Origin of the sequence: Collimonas sp. (assembly GCF_035566375.1) — a bacterium.
Classification (GTDB): Bacteria; Pseudomonadota; Gammaproteobacteria; order Burkholderiales; family Burkholderiaceae_D; genus Collimonas.
On the sequence record NZ_DATMRK010000028.1, the window covers coordinates 13,588 to 37,131 of the forward strand.

The 23,544-nt window shown below is 56.4% G+C and carries 19 protein-coding genes and 2 tRNA genes; 5 read left to right on the plus strand and 16 right to left on the minus strand.

Annotated elements, in window-relative coordinates; translation table 11 throughout:
* Positions 1–7: 7 nt before the first annotated feature.
* The 3 genes from VNZ60_RS07225 to VNZ60_RS07235 are packed head-to-tail and all read right to left on the minus strand — an operon-like array spanning position 8 to position 3,635.
* Complete coding sequence (locus VNZ60_RS07225) at positions 8–1,144, minus strand: ABC transporter permease (RefSeq protein ID WP_325657749.1); 1,137 nt, start codon at positions 1,142–1,144, stop codon at positions 8–10.
* The gene (locus tag VNZ60_RS07230) at positions 1,141–2,655 is read right to left on the minus strand and encodes a sugar ABC transporter ATP-binding protein (protein WP_325657750.1); all 1,515 of its coding nucleotides are present in this window, start codon (positions 2,653–2,655) and stop codon (positions 1,141–1,143) included. The genes VNZ60_RS07225 and VNZ60_RS07230 overlap by 4 nt, the downstream gene beginning before the upstream one ends.
* Before the next feature lie 11 nt (positions 2,656–2,666).
* A complete protein-coding gene (locus VNZ60_RS07235) occupies positions 2,667–3,635 on the minus strand; it encodes an ABC transporter substrate-binding protein (protein ID WP_325657751.1) in 969 nt (322 codons plus the stop codon).
* 442 nt (positions 3,636–4,077) lie between these two features.
* Between VNZ60_RS07235 and VNZ60_RS07240 the strand changes: the two genes are divergently transcribed.
* Positions 4,078–4,482 (plus strand): lipocalin/fatty-acid binding family protein, encoded by a 405-nt coding sequence (locus tag VNZ60_RS07240; RefSeq protein WP_325657752.1) that lies wholly within the window; start codon positions 4,078–4,080, stop codon positions 4,480–4,482.
* Positions 4,483–4,665: 183 nt separating this feature from the next.
* Here the strand turns inward: VNZ60_RS07240 and VNZ60_RS07245 are convergent, their stop codons facing one another.
* The 8 genes from VNZ60_RS07245 to cysS all read right to left on the minus strand — a co-directional run bounded on the left by VNZ60_RS07245 (position 4,666) and on the right by cysS (position 15,114).
* On the minus strand, positions 4,666–6,096 hold the full coding sequence (locus VNZ60_RS07245) for a virulence factor family protein (RefSeq protein ID WP_325657753.1): 1,431 nt from the start codon (positions 6,094–6,096) through the stop codon (positions 4,666–4,668).
* The gene (gene mprF / locus VNZ60_RS07250; protein WP_414648793.1) at positions 6,093–8,699 is read right to left on the minus strand and encodes a bifunctional lysylphosphatidylglycerol flippase/synthetase MprF; all 2,607 of its coding nucleotides are present in this window, start codon (positions 8,697–8,699) and stop codon (positions 6,093–6,095) included. The genes VNZ60_RS07245 and mprF overlap by 4 nt, the downstream gene beginning before the upstream one ends.
* 216 nt (positions 8,700–8,915) lie before the next feature.
* Positions 8,916–9,009: transfer RNA gene (locus VNZ60_RS07255), tRNA-Ser, on the minus strand.
* 115 nt (positions 9,010–9,124) lie between these two features.
* Positions 9,125–10,375 (minus strand): aspartate kinase, encoded by a 1,251-nt coding sequence (locus VNZ60_RS07260; RefSeq protein WP_325657754.1) that lies wholly within the window; start codon positions 10,373–10,375, stop codon positions 9,125–9,127.
* A gap of 187 nt (positions 10,376–10,562) precedes the next feature.
* The gene (gene tilS, locus VNZ60_RS07265; RefSeq protein WP_325657755.1) at positions 10,563–11,984 is read right to left on the minus strand and encodes a tRNA lysidine(34) synthetase TilS; all 1,422 of its coding nucleotides are present in this window, start codon (positions 11,982–11,984) and stop codon (positions 10,563–10,565) included.
* A gap of 2 nt (positions 11,985–11,986) precedes the next feature.
* On the minus strand, positions 11,987–12,961 hold the full coding sequence (locus tag VNZ60_RS07270) for an acetyl-CoA carboxylase carboxyltransferase subunit alpha (protein ID WP_211466600.1): 975 nt from the start codon (positions 12,959–12,961) through the stop codon (positions 11,987–11,989).
* Positions 12,962–13,022: 61 nt separating this feature from the next.
* Positions 13,023–13,688 carry a DNA-3-methyladenine glycosylase family protein gene (locus tag VNZ60_RS07275; protein WP_325657922.1) on the minus strand — a complete coding sequence of 222 codons (666 nt, stop codon included), beginning with the start codon at positions 13,686–13,688 and terminating at the stop codon, positions 13,023–13,025.
* Between the two features lie 4 nt (positions 13,689–13,692).
* Positions 13,693–15,114, minus strand: coding sequence for a cysteine--tRNA ligase (cysS, locus tag VNZ60_RS07280; RefSeq protein WP_325657756.1), 1,422 nt, complete (start codon positions 15,112–15,114; stop codon positions 13,693–13,695).
* Between the two features lie 215 nt (positions 15,115–15,329).
* On the opposite strand from cysS, the gene VNZ60_RS07285 reads away from it, so the two are divergent.
* The 3 genes from VNZ60_RS07285 to VNZ60_RS07295 are packed head-to-tail and all read left to right on the plus strand — an operon-like array spanning position 15,330 to position 17,318.
* Positions 15,330–15,965: a peptidylprolyl isomerase gene (locus VNZ60_RS07285; RefSeq protein ID WP_325657757.1), complete on the plus strand. Its 636-nt coding sequence runs from the start codon at positions 15,330–15,332 to the stop codon at positions 15,963–15,965.
* Positions 15,966–16,014: 49 nt separating this feature from the next.
* Positions 16,015–16,506 carry a peptidylprolyl isomerase gene (locus VNZ60_RS07290; protein WP_325657758.1) on the plus strand — a complete coding sequence of 164 codons (492 nt, stop codon included), beginning with the start codon at positions 16,015–16,017 and terminating at the stop codon, positions 16,504–16,506.
* 20 nt (positions 16,507–16,526) lie between these two features.
* The gene (locus tag VNZ60_RS07295) at positions 16,527–17,318 is read left to right on the plus strand and encodes a UDP-2,3-diacylglucosamine diphosphatase (RefSeq protein WP_325657759.1); all 792 of its coding nucleotides are present in this window, start codon (positions 16,527–16,529) and stop codon (positions 17,316–17,318) included.
* Between the two features lie 41 nt (positions 17,319–17,359).
* On the opposite strand, the gene VNZ60_RS07300 is transcribed toward VNZ60_RS07295, so the two are convergent.
* The 4 genes from VNZ60_RS07300 to rnr form a co-directional block, all read right to left on the minus strand.
* Positions 17,360–18,106: a YceH family protein gene (locus tag VNZ60_RS07300; RefSeq protein WP_325657760.1), complete on the minus strand. Its 747-nt coding sequence runs from the start codon at positions 18,104–18,106 to the stop codon at positions 17,360–17,362.
* A gap of 24 nt (positions 18,107–18,130) precedes the next feature.
* Positions 18,131–18,880 (minus strand): serine O-acetyltransferase, encoded by a 750-nt coding sequence (cysE, locus tag VNZ60_RS07305; RefSeq protein WP_325657761.1) that lies wholly within the window; start codon positions 18,878–18,880, stop codon positions 18,131–18,133.
* A 187-nt stretch (positions 18,881–19,067) separates the two neighbouring features.
* The gene (gene rlmB, locus VNZ60_RS07310) at positions 19,068–19,811 is read right to left on the minus strand and encodes a 23S rRNA (guanosine(2251)-2'-O)-methyltransferase RlmB (RefSeq protein WP_061540435.1); all 744 of its coding nucleotides are present in this window, start codon (positions 19,809–19,811) and stop codon (positions 19,068–19,070) included.
* 28 nt (positions 19,812–19,839) lie between these two features.
* Positions 19,840–22,299: a ribonuclease R gene (gene rnr, locus VNZ60_RS07315; RefSeq protein ID WP_325657762.1), complete on the minus strand. Its 2,460-nt coding sequence runs from the start codon at positions 22,297–22,299 to the stop codon at positions 19,840–19,842.
* 145 nt (positions 22,300–22,444) lie between these two features.
* On the opposite strand from rnr, the gene VNZ60_RS07320 reads away from it, so the two are divergent.
* Positions 22,445–22,529, plus strand: a tRNA-Leu gene (locus VNZ60_RS07320).
* A gap of 259 nt (positions 22,530–22,788) precedes the next feature.
* Here VNZ60_RS07320 and VNZ60_RS07325 read toward each other — a convergent pair.
* Positions 22,789–23,424: a lytic polysaccharide monooxygenase gene (locus VNZ60_RS07325; protein WP_325657763.1), complete on the minus strand. Its 636-nt coding sequence runs from the start codon at positions 23,422–23,424 to the stop codon at positions 22,789–22,791.
* Positions 23,425–23,544 lie beyond the last annotated feature (120 nt).

A 23,544-nucleotide genomic window follows, 5' to 3' on the forward strand; every position in this document is an offset into this window, starting at 1 on the left:
TTACGATTCACTTTCTCACAGTGCGCGACCGTGAAGCGCCGCCAAACATCTCGCTTCCAAGACCGCGAAACTCAGGCGATTGCGACAGGCACACGGCAAACACCACCATCGATTTCACCACCATATTCACTTCCGGCGGCACGCCCATCGAATAAATCGTGTAGGTCAGCGCCTGGATAATCAATGCGCCGATGGCACTGCCGACCAGGCTGAATTTTCCGCCGGCCAAAGAAGTGCCGCCCAGCGTCACCGCCAGGATTGCATCCAGTTCCAGCAGCAGGCCGGCGTTATTCGCATCTGCGCTCTTGATATTGGAGCTGATCATCAAGCCGGCGACGCCGGCGCAGGCGCTGCAAAACATGTACACGAAAAAGATCAAGGCAGCGGTCCTGATGCCGGCCAGCCGCGCCGCCACCGGGTTGATGCCGACCGTCTGGATGAACAAACCTAGCGCGGTCTTGCGCATCAGCAGCGCCACCACAAAAAACACGCCGACGGCGATAAACAGGGAAAACGGCAGCCCGAAAAGGTAGCCGCTGCCGATATAAAAAAACGGTTTGTAATACACCGTGACGATCTGACCGTCAGTCAATAATTGCGCCAGTCCACGCCCGCCCACCATCAGGATCAAGGTCGCAATAATCGGCTGCAAACCTAGCGTGGCGACCAGAAATCCATTCCAGACACCGCATAAAATAGCTGCGCCCATAGCCGCAGCAATCGCCCACACCATCGGGATGCGGCTTGCATATTCCGGCACGCCGTTATGCATTTCCACCGTGCCGCCTATCAGCAACGCGGCAACCGTACCGGCGATGGCGACCACCGCGCCCACCGAAATATCGATGCCGCGCGTGGCAATCACCAGGGTCATGCCGAGGGCAGTCAGTATGAGCGGCGCGGCGCGGTTGACGATGTCGATCAGGCTGCCATACAGATGGCCATCCTTCCACTCGAGCCGGAAAAATCCCGGGATCATGAAAAAATCCAGCGCCAGCAGCAACCCCAGCGCCGCCAATGGCCGCAGCAGCGGATGCAGCAACAACTGACGCAAGCGCGCCGCCGATCGCAGGCCGGCGCCACTCTGCAACCCGCTATCGGAGACGGGATCGGATACTGAATCGGAATTCAACGACACGCTCATTCACACTCTCCTGCGATCACCTGTAACACCGATTCGTCGTCGAGTTCGCCATTCAGGTATTCGCCGCAAGCCTGGCGATCGCGCAGTACCAGCATGCGGTCGCTGCACCGTATTACCTCTGGAATTTCAGAGGAAATGAACAGGATCGCCATGCCCTTGCGGCACACGGCGATCATATGATCCATGATCTCTTGTTTGGCGCGCACATCGATGCCGCGTGTCGGCTCATCCAGAATCAGCATTGCGGGATCGGTGGCAAGCCAGCGCGCCAGCAAGGCTTTTTGCTGGTTGCCGCCGGACAGGGAGCTGATCGGCGTCTCGCTATCGGGAGTCTTGATGCCCAGCCATTTGATATAGTCGCTGGCGATCGCTTGCTGGCGTTTGCGCGGAATTACGCGCAGCAAACCGGCCCGCGCCTGCAGCGCCAGGATGATGTTTTCGCGCACCGACAGCGCAAGTATCGCGCCTTCTGCCTTTCTGTCTTCGGAGCAAAAACCGATACCGGCGGCGATGGCGTCGCGCGGCGAGTTGAATCTGACGGCTTTGCCCTTCACGCATAGGCTGCCGCTGTCGGCCTTGTCGGCGCCGAACAGCAAGCGCGCGGCTTCGGTGCGGCCGGATCCCAGCAAACCGCATAGCCCGAAGACCTCGCCCGCATGAAAATCCAGATCCAGCGGCGCCAGCACTCCCTTGCGCCCCAAGCCACGCGCCTGCAGCACCAGCTCGCCGCCGCCTGGCGTACGCGCCTCTTGGCCGGCGCCGACCGGCTCTCCATTTGATGGCGACTGCAGGCCGACCATTTTGTTAACCAGTTCGAAGCGGCTCAAGCCGCTGGCCGGATATTCGCCTTCGAGAACTCCGTTGCGCAAGACCGTGATGCGATCAGAAATTTCGTAGGTCTGCTCCAGAAAATGTGTCACGAACAGGATCGCCATGCCCTGCCCGCGCAATTTGCGCAAGACATCAAACAGCAAACCTACTTCGGCCTCATCCAGGCTGGAGGTCGGTTCGTCGAGAATCAGTACTTTCGCCGATACGCTCAAGGCGCGTGAAATCGCCACCATTTGCTGGATCGCCAGCGGATACCTGGCCAGAGCGGCCGTCACGTCGATATGGATCTGCAAATCGGCCAGCAAACGTTGCGCCTGCTGCTGCATGGTTTTCCAGTCTATGCCGCCATATTTCCTTGGGTAACGGCCAATGAATATGTTTTCAGCAACCGACAGATTCGGACACAGATTGACTTCCTGATACACCGTGCTGATGCCGAGGTTCTGCGCCTCCAGCGTGGAAGCCGGCTGGACGATTCTGCCGTCCAGCCGGATCTCGCCGCTGTCAGGCGTATAGACGCCGGTCAATACCTTGATGAGGGTCGATTTGCCCGCACCGTTTTGCCCCATCAATGTGTGAACCTCACCTGGGTACAAGCGCAAGGCAACGTCACTCAGCGCTTTGACGCCGCCAAATGCCTTATGTATGCCGTTTAACTCCAGCGTCGGTGCCGCCATCATCTGTACAAAACTCAGTACTTACGATTTGGGAATTCCTTGGCTGCCACTTCAGCCGGGAACACGCTTTCTTCCGTCGTAATGCGCTTCGGAACGGTCTCGCCGGCAATCACCTGTTTCGCCACTTTCATGAGTTGCGGCCCAAGCAAGGGGCTGCATTCGACCGTGACATTGAGTTTGCCAGCCATCATCGCTTCAAACGCGCCTTTAACGCCGTCGATGGAGATGACCACAATGTCGACGCCGGGTTTCAAGCCCGCTTCTTCGATGGCCTGGATTGCACCGATCGCCATGTCGTCGTTATGCGCGTATAAAACATTGATCTTCTTGCCGTCGGTTTTGAGGAAGGCCTCCATCACCTCCTTACCCTTGGCGCGGGTGAAATCGCCGGATTGCGAGCGGATAATTTTCAGATGCGGATTGGCGGCAATGGTTTGCGCAAAACCCGCCTTGCGGTCGATCGCAGGGGCGGATCCGACTGTCCCCTGCAACTCAACGATATTGATATCGCCGGCGGGCATGGTCTTGGCCCGTTCCAGCAACCAGCGGCCGGCGCGGCGGCCTTCTTCAACAAAATCGGAGCCGATGAAAGTCACATACAGGGATTTGTCGCTGGCGTCGACCGCACGATCTGTCAGGATAACCGGGATCTTGGCGGCTTTCGCTTCGCGCAAGACAGTATCCCAACCCGACTCCACCACCGGAGAAAACGCAATGACATCGACCTTTTGCGCAATGAAGGAACGAATCGCCTTCACCTGGTTTTCCTGCTTCTGCTGAGCATCGGCGAACTTGAGCGTGACGCCGGCCTGTTTTGCCGCGTCCTTGATCGACGCCGTATTCGCGGTGCGCCATTCGCTCTCGGCGCCGACCTGGGAAAAACCCAGCACCAGCGACTTTTCAGCATAGGCGCTGGCGGCAACTCCCAAGCCCAGACCGAAACAAAGGGCCGCGCTCAATACCGTTCTGCGTGTCATTTTCATTGGTAGTCTCCGTTTTTATGTTTTTGATAGATAAAACGTTTGAAGGGCGCGATCCATACTAGGAGGGAATCCGGCCGTTTTCCAATGAATTTTTTCGTGATTCAGATACAGGTTTAAGTATCTGTTTGCCGACGCTGCGTCAGCGGCCGATAAATGCTGGACAAAAAATCAGCACTGACTTTCGTTGCGGGCTGAATCCAGAGCTTATGCAATCGGCCGCAGCTCGCTGCGGCTCATGCTAAGCGATGAACATAAAAACCGTGCTAACCACCCATCTTGGACCTGTCAATATTGATAGTTACGGCTAGCCGCATATTGAAGTAGGTTATGCGATGCCCTGGCGTCCCTCCGCGGCATGCAGCCTGAAATCATCGATGACTCAACCTCACCCTGTCTACCCCGTCCGGGGAGATATGAAGGATGTTTTTTAGAGGAAATGAATATGAACAATGAAATTGTCGGCGAATACAAAATGAGCTCCAGTGACAACTATGATGCATACCTGTCCGCATTAGGAACGGGCATGATAATGCGCAAACTCCTGACAACAGCAAAACCCACCGAAACGATATCGATCGCCGGCGACACTATCGCAATAAAAATATCGACTGTGTCCAAAACCAACGAAATAAAGTTCACTCTTGGCCAGCAATTCGATGAAACGACAATCTCTGATAAACAGTTCCGAACTACGGTAACAAGTGAGGGCAACATACTCATACAGAATCAAATTGACGGCGACAGCAAAACAGGTGTCATCACCCGAGAGTTCACAACGGAGGGCATGACAAAAAAAATGGAGTTCGGTCCAGTGAAGGCTAGACAGGTTTACACAAAAGCCACATAAGGGTGCGGCTCACGACGCATTCCAGACAAAAAAAAGCCCGCTAACTTTCGTTGCGGGCTGAATCCAAACCTTATGAGGTGTTGGAGGAGACAGAGACACTATATCGCGCTGCAGCATAGCCGTCTGCTTGATTGTTGTGATATCAGATATTCACCATACAAATATTGCAGCGAGGTTGCCAGATTATTTGCGCGCCGCATCGAGAATCAAGCCGGCCAGGCGCTCATAGTTACCGTCAAAATGATGGCCGCCGCTCAGCTTGAGCAATTTGACGCGGCTGGCATCTAGGCTCGGACAGGCGGAATCGTTTTCTTCGCTGCCGTAAATGCACATCGCCAGGCCGGCCGGCAGTTTTGCGACTTCGGACGGGATAGGCAAACCGTCGTTACTGGAGCTGACCCAATTGGTCAAATGAAATTGGAAATCGGCTTTTTTACCCAGGCCCATCATCGCGATCAAGGGCACCGACGCCAGCGCCTTGCCTGACAAGCGGTTGCCGACAAAGGGCAAGACATCGGCTCCTTGCGAATAACCGATTAATACCACCTTGGTTTTTTTCCAGCGCGCCATATAGAACTGCATCAGACGCTCCACATCTTTTGCCGTCGACGCCGGGGTGCGGGCGCTCCAGAAATAGCGCAGCGAATCGATGCCGATCACCGGCACGCCGCGCTTGGACAACGCAGTGGCGACGTCACGATCGATACCGGCCCAGCCGCCATCGCCGCTGATCAGGATCACCATGGTATCGGCATCACGGCTGCGTTCGGATGACGCCAGTGCAGCGACTTCCACCACAGGTAAATCGGACACTGCGGCAGGCGGCGCTTGCACCGCTACAGGTAATTTTGCATTCAGGCTGGAGTAAGCCGTCTTCAGTTGCGCCAACCGGTCCCGCTCCGTGCCGGACGCCATGCTCAGTTCGGCTGAGCCGACGCTAGCCACAAATGCACGGGTGCGGGCTACACCACCTTCGCAATGCCGGGCCTCAGACGCTTCTGCATCCAGCAAAACCCGCCAGGCCGCCGGCAGCTTGGCAACCGGCAGCAGGTCCACTCCCTTGCTCTTTGCACGCACTTTGAAATGCACGTTCTCGCCTTTGCACAGCGGCTTGCGCAAGTTCAGCGTCGGACAAAATCCCAGCGACAAGGCGGCGCCAAAAGTATTCGCTGGCGCTTGCGCCAGCATCGCATAAGCCAGGGTTGCGCCGGATCCTTCTCCCACCAATAGCGGCGGATAATATCCGGGAAGTTTTTCGTAAGCCTGCACAAAGCGGCTCAAATTTTCCAGGTCACCGTCCGGAAACGCGCAATCGCCGCCGTCCGCGTTCAGGCTGGCGAATAGTTGCGGCGTACTGATGCCGGCCACCAAAGCGCCCTGCTGCGCCAGCGCATGGGCCTTGTCGGCGGCGCTTTTGTCCCAGCCGGCATCCCCCGAAAGCAGCAAGACGACGCCATTGACCGGCTCCGCCGGCCGGTAGATTTCAATATTTTTGAAACGCCCATGGCTTAGGCTGTGATACGCCTCATCTGCACCCGCACGGTTGCCGATGAAAGCCAGCGCGCATAAGGCCAGGCAAATTATTCTCTGCTTGCTTAGTTTTCTCAGTGTCATTTACTGATTGCTCCCTTGAGGCCGCCGCTGATCAGCGCAGCGGTATCGGTGAACGCGAACAGCGGCGCCAGGCCGCCCTTGGTCACCAGATAACGCGCCTCCCACACCGGATCGAATTTGTCTTTGAAATTGCGCAGGCCGCGGAAATTATAAAAACGTCCGCCGTGCATGAACAGCATGCGGCCAAAGCGCTGCCAGCGCGGCGCCAGCTGATGGTCTTTCATGCCCGACATCGGCGCCATGCCCAAACCGAAACGCTGGAATCCCTGCTCCTTGAAATGCAGCATCAATTGGGAAAACAGGAAATCCATGGTGCCTGGCGGCGCATCCGGCAATTGCCGCATCAAATCGATGCTGGCTTCAACCCGCAGTACGTCTGGACACATCAAACTGGCAAAGGCGATGATCTTTTGCTGGCGACGAATCACTGCGACCGGTTGACGCAAGACATAGGTCTCGTCGAAAGCACCCAGCGAAAAACTCTTTTCGCGGGTGTCCTGATCGGCCAGCCAGGCATCCGAGACGAGCTTGAGCTGCCCCAATAGCGGCGGCAATTGTTCAACCGTCAGCATCTCGAAACTTAAGCCCTCGCGCTCGGCGCGATTGACACCATGCCTCAGGTTGGCGCGGCGCGGTCCTTGCAAGCTGAATTGATCCAAGGGCACGTAAGCCTCTTCGCCCAGCTTATAAACCCGCAGACCGGCATCCAAATATAGCGGCAGGGACTGCGGCCTTACTTTATAGAACGCAGCTCGGCCGCCGTGGCCGTCAGCCAGTTCGATAAAGCGCCAGATCAGCTCGGACCACTCCTGTTGCTCGCCGACCGGATCGGACAAGGCCACCCAGGAACGATTATGTTTGGCGAACATGATGAAGCTATTGCCCGAAGCAGAAAACAGCAGGCTTTTATCGCCCATCAGAGCCAGGCAGGCGTCTGCGGCGGGCTGCTTGCGGAGGATCTCGGCGGCGCGTTGCAGCTCCTGTTCCACGGGCCGTTCGGCGACGCCGGTTGAGCGCCGGAACAGCTGCCACAAGCCCAGTCCCAGGGCCATGATGGCCACCACCATCAAGGTTCGCATCGAGCGCGGCGCGTAATCGTCGAAGGCAAATTGCCACCACATGCGATCGGCGTAGTCGATATCGCGGTAGGCGAACAACAGTATCCAGCCGCAGGCAGCGAGCACGCAGGCAACCGCAATCAGCCAACCGGGCTCGAAGCTTTGTGAAAACAAAGACGAGCGCCGGTCGAACTGCTTGCGCGAAATCACCAGCAATGAGGCCAGCATGAACAATACGATAAATTCGGAAATGGCGATGCCCTTGGGCAGCGCCAGAATCCCGGCGATCACGGTCAGCACCAGCGACGCCCACCAGGCTGCATCGAGGCGGTGCAGCAAGCCGCGCGCCAGGAATAACATCGCCAGGCCGGCGACGCTACCGATCAGGTGCGACGCCTCCACCACGAACAAAGGTACATGCAGCCTCAGCAATTCTTCGGCATGGCGGGTAGCCGGCGTGACGCCGGATATCAGCAACATGGTGCCGGTCACCAGTGTCAATGCGGTGAGCAGCCATGGCGATAATCTGACCGCCGCACGGGCCACCGGTGCGCCGGCGCCGGCACGCATTTCAAATGCAGCGAGCAGAATCGTTGCCAGCAACAACGGCAACAGGAAATAGATGCTCCGATACAGCAGCAAGGCGGCGGCGATGGTGCTGGTCGGTGCGTGATTGGCGCAAGCCAGCAAAATCACTGCTTCGAATACGCCGACGCCGCCCGGCACATGGCTGATCACGCCGAGCGCCATCGCTATCGCATAAAACGCAACGAATGTCGGCAAATCGATGACGCCGCTCGGCAGCAAGAACCATAAGGTTGCCGCTGCGGCACTTAAATCGACGGCGGAAATCAGCAGTTGGCGCAGGGCCAGTCCCGCTTCTGGCAAGCGCAGATTCCAGCGACCAAACAACAACAGCTCGCGCTGCATGCGACATACGCCGATAAAACCGGCGACGCCCAACAGCACGATGCAGGCCAGCGCACGCAACAGCCAGCCGGGAATATGCGCCAACGCCTCGACCTGCGGCGCCCCCCACAGTAAGCCGATAGCGCCGAAAGTGGTCATGCCAAGGCCGAATGCGCCCGCGTTGAAGGCGATGGCTTGCACTACCTGAGAAGCCTCGACCCCGCTCGCCGTATATAAGCGCATGCGCACCGTGCCGCCGGTCAGCACGCCGAGCCCGACGGTATTGCCGAGTGCGTAGGCGATGAACGAGGTCAAACCGATGGTGGTCCCTTTGACCTTGGCGCCGACGTAACGCAAACTGGAAACGTCGTAGCCGGCCAGCGACAGATAACTTACCGCCGTCGCCAGCACTGCCAGTAAAAGATTGCTGAGCGGCGTATGTTTCACGGCATGCACGATGCTGCGATAGTGCACATCTGCGAGCAAGGTATGCAGGGACTTGAACACCAGGGCGCCCAAAACCAGCACTACCAGCACAGTCAGCCAGAAGCGCCAGCTTATACCCGTCTTCTGAGCAGCAGGAGCGGCGTCAGGCGCCGGCATATCTGTTGTCGATGAGGATGAAGGACGTGCCATGTAACCTTTATTTATCCGGCCGAACCTCGATGAGCAATCTCAATGAAATCGGCCGTCAACTACTTGAACAACTGGTAAGAGCCAGTTTACAAGGCAAGGTTCGCTACGGTAAATAATAAACTGACAAAGAAAAGTAGCGCAAAAACAAAAAAACCGCATCAGCACGAGGCTAGAAGCGGTTCTTTGTACGTTCTCGAATTTCTCGGAACATGTTCTTGGAGGAGGCGGTGGGATTTGAACCCACGATACAGGTTTAAGCCCATATGCTTCCTTAGCAGGGAAGTGCCTTCGACCACTCGGCCACGCCTCCAAACTTAAACGGCTTTTAAGCAACGCCGCGTTAAGGACACGAATAATAACTTTTCATGCGGTTTTGGTCAATAACGCTATGCGAGATTAACAGCTTTTTTGAAAAAAAAAATCAATTAAGCGCTTTCCAGCCCAAAAGCCTTGTGCAAAGCCCGCACTGCCAGTTCCATGTACTTCTCGTCGATCAACACCGATATCTTGATTTCGGAGGTCGAAATCATCTGGATATTGATGCCCTCTTCCGACAAGGTACGGAACATTTGCGAGGCGATGCCGACATGGCTGCGCATGCCGACGCCGACGACCGACACCTTCGACACCTTGGTGTCGCCGGTGATGCTGGCGGCGCCGACGTGGGCCTTGACCTTGTCGTTCAAGACCGCCATCGCCTTGGTGTATTCGCCGCGCGGCACGGTAAAGGTGAAGTCGGTTTTTCCGTCCACCGACTGATTCTGGATAATCATGTCGACTTCGATATTGGCGTCGGCGACCGCGCCCAGAATCTGGTAGGCGATGCCGGGACGGTCAGGCACGCCCAGCACGGTAATCTTGGTCTCGTCGCGATTGAACGCGATGCCGGTAATGGTGGCTTGTTCCATCTTGGTGTCTTCCTCAAACGAAATCAGGGTGCCGGAAATTGCTTCTTCTTCCAACGGCATTAAAGGGTCTGTCAGCGAAGACAGCACGCGGGTCGGCATCTTGTAGTTGCCGGCAAATTCGACCGAGCGAATCTGCAGCACTTTCGAGCCCAGCGACGCCATCTCCAGCATCTCTTCAAAGGTCACGGTCTTCAGGCGCCGCGCATCCGTCACCACCCGTGGGTCGGTGGTGTAGACGCCATCGACGTCGGTAAAGATCAAGCATTCTGCGGCCTTCAGCGCGGCAGCCACGGCAACTGCCGAAGTATCGGAACCGCCACGGCCCAGAGTGGTGATATTGCCGAGTTCGTCGATACCCTGGAAGCCGGTGATGATCACTACCTTACCGGCGTCCAGGTCTTGCCGCACCTTGACGTCGTCAATCGAGCGGATGCGCGCCTTGGTGTGGGCGGAATCGGTCTTGACCGGCACTTGCCAGCCGGCGTAGGACACCGCTTGCTTGCCGATCGCCTGCAAGGCCATGGCCAGCAAGGCAACCGAAGCTTGTTCGCCGGTAGCGGCCAGCATGTCGAGTTCGCGTGGATCCGGATGCTCGCTGATTTCTTTCGCCAGGCCGAGCAGACGGTTGGTTTCACCGGACATCGCGGAGGGCACCACGACGATTTGGTGGCCAGCGTCATGCCATTTGGCGACGCGCTTGGCGACATTCTTGATGCGCTCGGTCGAGCCCATCGAAGTGCCGCCGTATTTGTGAACGATTAAAGCCATAGGGAGAGTAGTTGGGTGCTAAAAGCGGGCGTGGTGCAATGAAAAAATAAGCAAGAAAAATAAAATCAACCCTTTAATGTACCCGCAACGGCACATTATGACAAGAGGCCTGTCGGAGAGAAAACAAGGAGAAAATGCGGCGGCAACCGTTGCTTAAGTTGAAATAAGTTGAAACAAGCTGAAATACTTACTTCAGCGCAATCTCATCTGCTTGCCAACGCAAGCTGATATGCGGGCCCGGCCCGGTTGCCAGGTGCACGCAATCCATGCCAATGCCGGCCGCGAACAGGATCTGCTTGCCGCTGCTCACCAAGGGCAGGCGCTCGCGCTCCCAGGGTGGCACATCGAAAGCCTGATAGTGATATTTGATACTTTTTGTGGGCCGGTTAAACGCCAGCTTGAGCCGTTCGCCGCCGGATCGATATTGAATTTGCAAGGGCTGTGCGGATAGCCAGTCTGCCGCAATCCCCTGCTCTACCCGGTCGAAATGCAAGACGCCGCCGAATTCGGGAAAGCGCATCTCAGCTTCGCCATTCCAGCGAAAAGCTTGCGGCTCGATCTCGGAACGATCGATATCGTCACGCGGCGTCAGGAATACGCGATTGCGGTGGCGGCGAATATGGCAATCCGGATGTGTCACGCACAATTGGGCGTCGGCTTTTGCCTCCAGCAATTGCTGCCGCATTTCACTCAGCCAGGCGCTGGATGGCATGCGCAAATGATGCAAGCCGAACCAGTAGCGCAACAGATTATCGATCCGCTCGCCGCTCAGCTGGCGCACGTGCTGCAAATCAAGACATGCACCGTCCGCACAAACTGCCATGTCTTGCGCCGCCAGGTCGATCAGCAATCTTTGGGTAGTCTGCATATGCCCGGAACTACGCGAGAAACGCTCCTGGAATCCGGGAAAATATTGGGCCAGCACCGGCATCACTTGCTGGCGCAAGGCGTTGCGGGCATAACGCGGATCGTGATTCGATTCGTCTTCGATATACGTCAGCTGTTGAGTTGCGACATATTTTGCAACGTATTCTTCCAACGCTGCACGCGACACTTTCAGCAATGGCCGCGCCATCAGCAATTGGTCATCGCCAAGCAAGGTCGGCGCTGTGTTCCATCGATCCATGCCGGACAAACCGGCCGCACCGGAGCCGCGCAATAATTGCAGCAGCACGGTCTCAGCCTGATCATCCAGGTGATGCGCCGTCAACAATAAAGGAATCTGATGCTGCCGGCATAAATCGCCCAGCGCCGCGTAGCGGCCGATGCGAGCAGCTTCTTCCACGCCGCTCTTGGCGTCGTTGTGCAATTCGATGCCGCGGGTATCGAATGCGACATTCAGCTTTGCGCACGTTTCTGCACAATGGATTTGCCACTGATCTGCGTTGGGGCTGATGCCGTGATGGATGTGGAAGGCGAATAACGCGATGCCATGCTGGCTGGCATACTGCGCAGCCGCATGCAGCAGCACGCTGGAATCGAGTCCGCCGCTATAGGCGATCGCCAGCCGCGCCGACTGCTCTGGAATCACGGCAGGGAACGCTTGCGCGATTCCTGCCAGGGTGTTTTCTAAGTACGCGTAGATACTTGTGGTGATTGAATTCGACACGCCTATTCTGCTGCCAGCACTTCCTTGAATTTACCGTAGCTCATCAGTTTTTCATGGCGTGCATTCAACAAATCCTTGGTCTTGACGCCCTGGAACTGGCGCAGCGTATCGGCCAGCGCGCGCTTCAGCAAAGAAGCCATCTGCTTCGGATCGCGATGGGCGCCGCCCAATGGCTCGCTGACGATCTTGTCGATCAGGCCGACTGCTTTCAAACGATGCGCGGTCAAGCCCAGCGCGTCAGCGGCGTCGGCTGCGCGCTCGGCGGTTTTCCACAAGATCGAAGCACAACCCTCGGGCGAAATCACCGAATAAGTCGCGTACTGCAACATCAAGACCGCATCGCCGACCGCAATCGCCAGGGCGCCGCCAGAACCACCTTCACCGATGATGGTGGCGATCAGCGGCACTTTCAACTCAGCCATCGCATACAAATTATGGCCAATGGCTTCCGACTGGCCGCGCTCTTCCGCATCGATGCCAGGGAAAGCGCCAGGAGTATCGACAAAAGTAAAAATCGGCAGGCCGAATTTTTCCGCGACTTTCATCAGGCGCAAGGCTTTGCGATAACCTTCCGGCTTAGGCATGCCGAAATTACGCATGGCGCGCTCTTTAGTATCGCGCCCCTTTTGATGGCCGATCACCATGCAAGCCTGGCCGTTAAAGCGCGCCAGACCGCCGACTATCGACTGATCGTCGGCATAGGTGCGATCGCCGTGCAGCTCATGGAAATCGGTGAAAATTTCATTCACATAATCCATGGTGTAGGGGCGTTGCGGATGGCGTGAAATCTGCGAGACTTGCCAAGGGGTCAATTTTGCGTAGATATCCTTGGTCAATTGCTGGCTTTTTTTCGACAGGCGATCGATTTCTTCTGAAATATCCACCGCCGAATCGTCCTGGACGAAACGCAGCTCTTCGATCTTGGCGTCTAGTTCGGCGATCGGTTGTTCGAAGCCGAGGAATGTTGTTTTGCTCATTTTGTTTCCTTGATTAAAGCATCATTACTGCGTAAGTTATAAGTAAATTATAAGAAAGTTACTACTCAGCAATGACTTGATATTCTGTAGACACCGGATCCAGGCTGCGCCATAGATACCAGGTTGCCACGGTACGCCATGGCTCCCAGTTGGCCGACACCTCGCGTGCATCGCTACGCGAAACCGGCTCTCCTGAAAAGTAATTGACACTAATGCCTTTAAGCAACCCCAAGTCATCCAAAGGCAAAATATTGGGCCGGAGCAAATTAAATATCAAAAACATCTCCGCTGTCCAGCGTCCAATGCCGCGGATTTGCGTCAGATCCGCGATGACATCCTCATCCTCCATCTCCTGCCACTGCTCGGCGTTGACTCGTTTCGACTTGAAATGGTCCGCCAGATCAAGGATATAGTCAGCCTTACGCTTAGACAAGCCGCAAGCCGCAAGTTGCTCGGGGCCGGCTTTCAAAACCTGGGCAGGAGTGCTCTTGGGACAGACTAACAGAAATTTTTGCCATACAGATTCCGCAGCCTTGACAGAAATCTGCTGGCCGACCACCGAACGCGCCAGCGTGGTAAACGCCTCACCGCGGCTGACCAGGTGCAGATCGCCAAATTGCGGGATCAATTTACGCATGATACGGTCACGCTTCATCAACTCGGCCTTGGCGTCCTCCCAATACGAAGGCACAAAAAACCCGGAATTGACAGCTATCGCTTTTTGCATGAGTTTACGCCCTTCGCCATTCGGTTTGACCACCGGGCTTATCTTCCAGCAAGATGCCTTCGGCCAGCAGTTCCTTGCGAATCTGGTCTGCGACAGAAAAATCCTTGGCTATTTTTGCCGCTTGACGAGCTTGAATTTTGAGTAGGATATCTTGCTCTGACAACGTGGCTTGTGCAATGCCATTTCCGACAACATCGTTAGCGGCAAGCGCACGGCCTTTCAAAAAATCTTCGGGCTCACGCTGCAAAAAACCCAGTACGCCGGCCAGGCCTTTTAACTGGCGAGCCGCCGCCGGCGAGCGGTTTTTATTTACTTCATTGGCCAGATCGAACAAAGTCGAAATGGCCATAGGCGTATTGAAATCGTCATTCATGGCTTGCGCTACCCGCTGGGCATGGGCCTCGCTCCAGTTCAGCGGCAAGCTATCCGCCGCGACTTCCTTCAATGCGGTATACAAGCGGGTCAGGGAATGCTTGGCGTCATCCAGATTGGCGTCCGCATAATTTAGCGGGCTACGGTAATGCGCACGCAGGATGAAGAAGCGCACCACTTCCGCATCGTATTTTTTCAGAACGTCGCGAATCGTGAAAAAATTTCCCAAGGACTTGGACATCTTCTCATCGTCAATACGCACAAAGCCGTTGTGCATCCAGTAATTGACGAATTGATGGCCGTGCGCGCCTTCCGATTGTGCAATTTCATTTTCGTGATGCGGGAACTGCAAATCCTGGCCACCGCCGTGGATATCAAACTGCTCGCCCAGCAATTGTTCGGCCATGGCGGAACATTCAATATGCCAGCCCGGCCGGCCCTGGCCCCAGCGCGAAGTCCATTTGACCTCGTCCGGCTCGCTGTCCTTGGCCGCTTTCCATAACACGAAGTCGAGCGGATCGCGCTTGCCGAGATTGACGTCGACCCGTTCGCCGGCGCGCAAATCGTCGAGCGACTTACCCGATAATTTGCCGTAGCCGGCAAAGTCGCGTACAGAATAATTCACATCGCCGTCGCTACCCTGATACGCCAGCCCCTTGTGCTCCAGCTTTTCGATCAGCGCCAGCATCTGCGGCACGAACGCCGTCGCGCGCGGTTCGTGATCCGGCTTTTGCACGCCGAGCGCTGCCGCGTCCTGGTCCATGGCCTGGATGAAACGGCCGGTCAGTTGCGAGATCGTTTCGCCATTCTCTACGGCACGCTTGATGATCTTATCGTCGATGTCGGTGATATTGCGCACGTAAGTGACATCCAGCCCCGATTGCCGCAACCAGCGCTGCACCATATCGAACACCACCATCACCCGGCCGTGACCAAGATGGCAATAGTCGTACACCGTCATGCCGCAGACATACATGCGGACCTTGCCCGGTTCGATTGGAGAAAACGGCTGCTTCTCACGCGCCAGCGTGTTATATATTTTCAGGTCGCTCATGGGGAGTTACTGCCTACGGATACAAATATGGAACAGAAATAAAGCACAGAAATATTGCACGCCGTTCCACGCATCCGCGCACTTACGGTGCGGGACATCAGTACAACTGAATCGCCAAAACTCTTTTGCAGTGCTTAGTTTGATAAAATGTTGCTTTTCGCCGCAGTATATCATTGCTGAAATACGAAAACGTAGCACTTACATGAAGGATTTTTATGCTTGCACCTCGTAGCTTGACTTTTCGTTTGCCGCGCCGCACCTTCACTCTGGCGCTTGCATCGGCCGTAGCGGCTGCCTGCCTGATAGGCAATCCGTCAGTTGCCAGCGCCGCCGACAAGGCCCATGCTTTGTTGAAAACCAATGCAGACAAACCCCATGTCTTGTTAAAAACCAATATGGGTGACATCGTCATCGAGCTCAATCCGGAAAAAGCGCCGAAGACCGTCAATAATTTCTTAAGCTATGTTAAAAGCGGCCACTACAACGGCACCATTTTTCATCGCGTCATCGACAATTTCATGATCCAGGGCGGCGGCATGACCAAGGACATGATGGAAAAGCCGGCGCCGAACAAGGTGGAAAACGAAGCCAGGAACGGCCTCAAGAATGCCCCTTACAGCGTCGCCATGGCGCGTACTGCAGACCCGCAATCGGCCGGTGCGCAATTCTATATCAACGTAAACAATAACGAATTCCTTAACTACCCTGGCCGCGACGGTTGGGGTTACGCGGTCTTCGGCCAGGTCATCAAAGGCACTGATGTAGTCGACAAGATCAAGAAAGTGAAGACCGCTTATCAGGACGTGCCGACCACGCCTGTCATCATCGAATCGGCTACATTGACAAAATAAGCCCGCCTTTTAACTTTATCCATCTACCAACCATCCAATAGGAAATATCATGGCTGTCATTCTCACCACCAACCACGGCAAGATCAAAATCGAACTCGACGCCGAAAAAGCACCAAAGAGCGTTGAAAATTTCCTGGCTTATGTTAACGCCGGCCACTACAACGGTACGATTTTCCACCGCGTGATCCCTGGCTTCATGGTGCAAGGCGGCGGCTTTGAACCGGGCATGAAACAAAAGCCAACCAACGATCCAGTCGAAAACGAAGCCAAGAACGGCCTCAAGAACGAACCGTACACCCTGGCGATGGCCCGTACTTCTGCGCCGCACTCCGCCTCTGCCCAATTTTTCATCAACGTCAAGAACAACAGCTTCCTCGACTATCCAGGCCAGGACGGCTGGGGCTACTGCGTATTCGGCAAAGTGGTTGAAGGCATGGATATCGTCGACGCCATCGAAAAAGTAAAGACCACGCGTACCGGCATGTTTGCCGATGTACCGGTGGATGACGTCATCATCGAAAAAGCCGAAGTAGTCGCTTGATTCAGGCTTAAATCCTTCTTATGACAGTCTCAGTCTCGAACCAGCCCGGCGCTCCGCTTGCGCTATTCATCTCCGATCTGCACTTGCAGGCGGCGCACCCGCGCACGACGCAAGCCTTCCTGGATTTTCTGCAGGAACACGCAAGGCAAGCGCAGCAACTGTATTTGCTGGGAGACTTGTTCGAGTACTGGGCTGGCGACGACGACCTGGAAACGCCCTACAACCGCGAAATTGCCGAAGCGATCCGGCAGATCAGCGATAGCGGCGTACAGGTTTTCTGGATCGCCGGCAATCGTGATTTCCTGGTTGGCGACGGCTTTGCGCAAGCGGCCGGCCTGACCATGCTGCCCGATCCATCGGTAATCACGGTGGGCGGCCAGCGCCTTGCCATCGCCCATGGCGATGCACAATGCACCGACGATCTTGCTTACATGGCGTTTCGCGCGCAAGTGCGGCAACCGCAATGGCAGGCGCAATTTCTGGCGCTGCCGCTGGCGCAACGCAAGGCGATCATCGCCGGTGTGCGTAAAGAGAGCCAGGAAGAACAGCGCCACAAGTCGATGGAAATCATGGACGTCAATCCGGCAGCGGTGACGGCCTTATTTGAAACCACCGCCACCACCACCCTGATTCATGGCCACACCCACAGACCGGCACGCCACCTTTCCGGCAGTGGCGAGACGGCCCGTACACGCTACGTATTGCCGGATTGGGACTATGACGTCAAGGCGCAAAGAGGCGGCTGGATCGCGATTGATGCGGCTGGCGTGATTCGGCGCTTTGGCCATGATGGCCAGGAACTCACCGACTGAGAAATCTTGCCGACTCTCAGTCAGGTGCGAAAGTAAAATAATTAATCAAACTGCCGCTTGAACTCGGCAAACTGTGCCGACAAATCTTCCATCTGCCGCCGCAAGCCGACAACTTCTTCCTCCAGCTGGCTGATCCGATCGTGGCCGCCATTTTTCACTACCGCTGCACTGCCCGACATCGCATCCGCAATCGCCTGCTGTTCCAATACTTCCTCGCCTGCCAGCAAATGCGCGTAACGCGATTCCTTGGTGCCAGGCGCTTTGGTCAGACGTGCCGCCAGCGGTGGATATTTATCGACCAGGAATTGCAATGCCGTTTCGACCTCGCCCACCGAGGTAAACTCATGCAGCCTGCCGCTACGGCTGCGCAACTCGCCCGCAGTCTGAATCCCGCGCAACATCAAAGTGGTCAATACCGCCAGCTTGTCTTGCTCCAACAGCCATTTGACGCGCATCCGGTGCTCATATTTGGCCACTCGGGCACCAGCCTGATTTACCTCCACCACCAGCTTGCGCTGCATCAGGCGTTGCAAAACATCCAGCACTGTCGACTCGGCGATGGCCATTACCGGATCCCGGCTGGATAACTGGTTGCAGCCATTGGTCAGGGTATTCAAGGACAAGGGATAGTTGTCCGGCGTCAGCGCTTCTTTTTCGGCAAGCACCGCCAGCACGCGAATTTCAAACTGATCGAGGTAAGCATCTGCAGCAGCGGCGCCGGCATTCGCCGCCAGCTTGCCATCGCTATCATTTTCGTCGGCCGGGATATTGTTCACTTCTTGATTCATCGCTATCTCTCCTGGCGCACAGTCCTACTCAACCAGTTTATTCAGCTGGTCCGGGTCAAATTTTTCAAGCTCAGGCAAACTCTCGCAAGCGATGCCCGATTTTTTCAGCAGAGCAATGATGCGGTCGATCTGATGCTCCTGCGCCGCCGCATTGTCGATCAGGCCATGCAAGGCTTTTGACAAGGGATCGTCGCCGTTGGGGGTGACGCCGTAGGCGGCAAACATGCGGGCCGCGGCCTCATCTTTGCCACCACTGCTTTCTTTCAGAACGATGCGCGCAGGATTGCCCACTGCGGTCGCCCCCGGCGGCACTTCCTTGACCACCACTGCATTGGAACCGACCTTGGCACCCTCGCCGACAGTAAAGCCACCCAGCACCTTGGCGCCGGCGCCGATGATTGCGCCACGCGCCAGAGTCGGATGGCGCTTGGCGCCCTTGTTGAGGGAGGTGCCGCCCAGGGTGACGCCTTGATAAATCGTGCAGTCGTCGCCGACTTCGGCGGTTTCGCCGATCACCACGCCAAAACCGTGGTCGATGAACACACGCCGGCCTATGGTGGCGCCGGGATGGATTTCAATTCCGGTAAAGGTACGGGCGATCTGCGAAATAAAACGCCCCGGCCACTTGAAGCCGTTGTGCCAGCAATGGTGGGCCCAGCGATGCAGGATGATGGCGTGCAAGCCGGGGTAACAAGTCAGCACTTCCCACTCGGTGCGAGCGGCGGGATCACGCGCCATGATGTTGGCAATATCTTCACGAATGCGGCTGAACATAGGGATGTCGAATCAATGCGGAGGCGTAATGTTATTCCAAATTACGCCTGCCGTCTTTTGCTGCGGAAGTCCGGGGAAATCGGTAAAACGATTTCAGGCTGGACGGGGACTATCTGAATCGCCGCCGTCGATGGCAAACATCAAATAATAGCTGGCGGCAATTCAGAATGGCTAACGCGGAATCGGATCAACAACCCTTTACCATGCGCTGGCGGCGGGCTTCATACAAGCAAACGCCGGAAGCCACCGACACATTCAGGCTTTCGACCGAGCCGAACATCGGCACATTGACCAGCACATCGCAAGTTTCACGGGTCAGGCGGCGCATGCCCTCGCCTTCGGAACCCATGACCAGCGCTGCCGGGCCTGAAAAATCGGCTTCGTACAAGCCCTTTTCGCCATCTTCGCTGGTGCCGATCAGCCAGATTTCGCGTTCTTTCAGCTCGCGCAAGGTGCGCGCCAGATTGGTCACGGTAATGTAAGGCACGGTTTCAGCCGCGCCGCTGGCAACCTTGGCGGCAGTCGCATTCAATCCAACGGCCCGGTCTTTCGGCGCGATCACGGCATGCGCGCCGGCGCCGTCGGCCACCCGCAAGCAAGCACCCAGGTTGTGCGGATCGGTGATGCCATCGAGCACCAGCAATAACGGCGGACCGACAATCGCATCCAGCAATTCATCCAGGTTACGCGCCAGCGACAGTTCGCCGGCTTTGGCTACCACGCCTTGGTGGCGGCGGGTGCCGACAATATTCGACAAGCGCGCATCATCCACCGGAATCACACGTACGCCAACAGCCTTGGCCGCATTCAGCAATTCCTGCATGCGACGATCGACGCGGCCGGCATCCACATAAATCTCTTCCACCGACGATGCCTCATGACGCAAACGGGCGGTGACGGCGTGAAAGCCGAAAATCATTTTACTTTTCATATTCTATCTATCAGGGGGCTATCTAAATCTATCTTTTACGCTTGCTGGATTTCGTGAAGGCCTTTGGCGCCCGCGTTTTTTCCGCGGCGCTTGGGGTCTTGGCCTTCTTGGCTTTGCCAGGGCTAGTGGTCTTGGCTGCAGTCGTAACTCTGCTGCTGGTCTTTTTCGGCGGCGCTGCCTTGCCGCCGGCCTTAGGTTTGGCGCTGCGCGCTTGTTCGCTATCGGCGCGCCGCGCTTCGTTCTTGAGCACGGTCTTGATGCCCGGCTCGTTGACCAGACGCAAATCGATCTTGCGTGCGTCCAGATCGACCCGGCTTACCTGCACCGTGACCCGGTCGGTCAGTTGATAACGGATGCCGGTGCGCTCGCCGCGCAATTCGTGCCGCGCTTCGTCGTACTGGAAATAATCCGCGCCAAGTTCGGTGACATGCACCAGGCCCTCGATGTACAAAGCGTCGAGCTGGACAAAAATGCCGAAAGTGGCGACACCGGAAATCACACCGGTGAACTCTTCGCCCAGCTTGTCGCGAATGAAATAGCACTTGAGCCATGCTTCAACATCGCGTGAAGCCTCGTCGGCGCGCCGCTCGTTGGCTGAGCAGTGCACTCCAAGCGCTTCCCAGACGGCCAGGCTGCCTTCATTTTTCTTCTTGCCGGCCGCCCTGTCTTCAGCCTGCTTCTTGCGGCCCGCCGGCGACAGCATGGTGTTCAGCGCGCTGGTATCGAGCCCCTTAGGATCGTAGCGTTTGCCTTGCAGGATCGCCTTGATAGCACGATGGGTCAGCAAATCGGGATAGCGTCGGATCGGGCTGGTGAAATGCGCATACGATTCGTACGACAAGCCGAAGTGGCCAATATTTTCCGGGTCGTAGACTGCTTGCTGCATGGAACGCAGCAGCATGGTTTGCAGCAATATGGCGTCCGGCCGCGCCTTGATCTTCGGCATCAGCTCGGCGTAATCGGAGGCGGACGGCGTATCGCCGCCGGCCAGCGTCAGGCCGACCTGCTTGAGGAAGGTGCGCAGTATCGCCAGCTTTTCCTTGGTAGGATGGGCGTGGACCCGGTATAAACCCGGATGCTTGTGACGCTCCATCAGATCGGCGGCGCAGACGTTGGCCGCCAGCATGCACTCTTCAATCACCTTGTGCGCATCATTGCGGGTGCGCGGCAGGATTTTCTCTATCTTGCCGGCGGCATTGCAGACGATGTAAGTCTCGGTGGTTTCAAAATCGATGGCGCCACGTGCCTGACGTGCTTGCAGCAAGGCATGGAACACTTCATACAGATGCAGCAAATGCGGCACCAGGCCGGGACGTTTGGCGGCTTCCGGGCCCTTGGTATTGCCAAGGATGGCCGCCACTTCGGTATACGTCAGGCGCGCCGCCGAATGAATCACAGCAGGATAAAACTGATAAGCCTTGATTTCGCCCTTGGCGCTGATCACCGCATCACATACCAGGGTCAGGCGGTCGACGTCGGGATTGAGCGAGCACAGGCCGTTGGAGAGTTTCTCCGGCAGCATCGGAATCACGCGGCGCGGGAAATACACCGAGGTGCTGCGTTCCAGCGCGTCGACATCCAGCGCGTCGTTAGGCTTGACGTAATGGCTGACGTCGGCAATCGCCACAATCAGCCGGTAACCGTTGGCGCGGCCGATCTTGACCGGTTCGCAATATACAGCGTCGTCGAAATCGCGCGCGTCTTCACCGTCAATCGTCACCAGCGGCACGTCGCGCAAATCGACGCGGTCGCCCAGATCGGCGGCCTTGACTTCGCCCGGCAACTTGGCGGCCAGTTTCTTGGCGGCTTCGGAAAATTCATGCGGCACGCCATATTTGCGCACTGCAATTTCGATTTCCATGCCCGGGTCGTCGATATCGCCCAGAATCTCTACAATCTTGCCCACCGGCTGGGTATAGCGCGACGGTTGCTCTGTCAATTGCACGCTCACCACTTGCCCCGCCTTGGCTTTGCCAGGGGAGCCGGCCAGAATGATGTCCTGGCCGATGCGCTTGTCTTCAGGGGCGATCACCCAGACCCCGTTTTCATTCAACAAACGGCCGATCACATGGGTGTTCGCACGCGACACCACCTCGACAATCGTCCCTTCCGGACGGCCGCGGCGGTCGGTGCCGATGATGCGCGCCTGCACCCGGTCGCCATTCAGCACTTTCTGCATTTCCTTTTCAGGCAGGAAAATGTCGCCGCCGCCCTCGTCCGAAATCAGGAAACCGTAACCGTCGCGGTGACTGCTGACGCGGCCTTCGATAAAACCGGGTGAATTGGTGAGTTTGTAGATGCCGCTGCGGTCAGGCTTGATCTGTCCGTCCCGTTCCATGGCGTTCAAACGGCGCGTCAAACCATCCATTTCATCGGGTTTGACATTAAGCGCGGCGGCTAGAGCGGCGGCGTCTTGAGCCTCGGAAGAGGTGCGCAGAAGGCCGAGAATTTCCTCCCGGCTGGGGATGGTGTAGGAATATTGGCTCAAAAGGCTATTTTCAACAGGTTGTTATTCATCAAGGCTTAGTGTAACGGAGGATTATGACATTCTCCTAACCAAGCAATTTATATCTTCAGATCGTTATGACTTGGTTGACTTATTCCTATATTGGCTTATAATCTCGCTCTCTCAAGCCCACGTGGCGGAATTGGTAGACGCGCATGGTTCAGGTCCATGTGCCGCAAGGTGTGGGGGTTCGAGTCCCTCCGTGGGCACCAAATACCATAGACCAGACCCCTCTTCGGGTCTGGCTCTCCGCAAAATTCCCAGTACTATCGAGTTGGTTCGGGGTACGTTGTGGATATCAGAATTAGCAATCATCTAAGCATCACGGTGCGCCATTTCCTGCGCAAACGCGATGCATATAATATCAGCAAAATGCATTAATCCAGCCTCAGCGAGTCCCGACCGGTTATCGGCTCGCCACGGCTCTATCTAATTCCGATCTGCGCGAAATGATGAAGCGTAAAGCCTGCCTCATCGGAATGGATTGAGCAGCACTTTCTGAGGATTCACCACGATTCCGGCCTGAATCTCAGCATCAATCACCTGGTAGAAGGCGTTGCCGGTATCGGCGATATTCCAAGCACTCAAAATCACGTGATAACCACTACGGCTGGCCGGAATATTGCAGCTGTGCGTTACGTGCGTGTTGCTGACCGGAGCAAAACCGCCCTTGATAATGCAAAACGGCGTCAGCTCAAAAGAATCGCGGCGCAATTCCTGATTCGGATTCCAGCCTTGCTTAGTAATGTAATAACGCCAGTCCTGCGTCATATGGCCGGCGGTAAAGTACCAGGTGAAATCATGCTGCCCCGCCTTTAGCGCCACTTTTTTCCAACGTCCCTGGGTTTGCGCGTTCAATTCGGAAAACTGTGCCAGGCCGCCAGCCGCGATGGTACCGTCGGCAGGCGCCGCCTCCGGAAAACCCTTCGGACCCTCGACACTTTGCGGCTCATACTGGATCGCGCCACACGCTGAGTTTTCTTGCGTCTTGCACATGAAAGCGCGGGATTTTGGCGCATCGATATAACCGTGCGCCTGAACTGCCAGCGGCGACGTCAGCGCCAGCAATAGAGTCAGTTTGGCTGGACAAGACAATGCTTTTTTCATTCGGCCTCCGGAAAAGTGGGAATCTGCATAGATGGATAAGGACACGAACAACAACTACCGGCCGCTCGATTCTCGAACCAAGCCCGCCTGCCGCGTAACTGCTAATGTTGACAGTCGCGC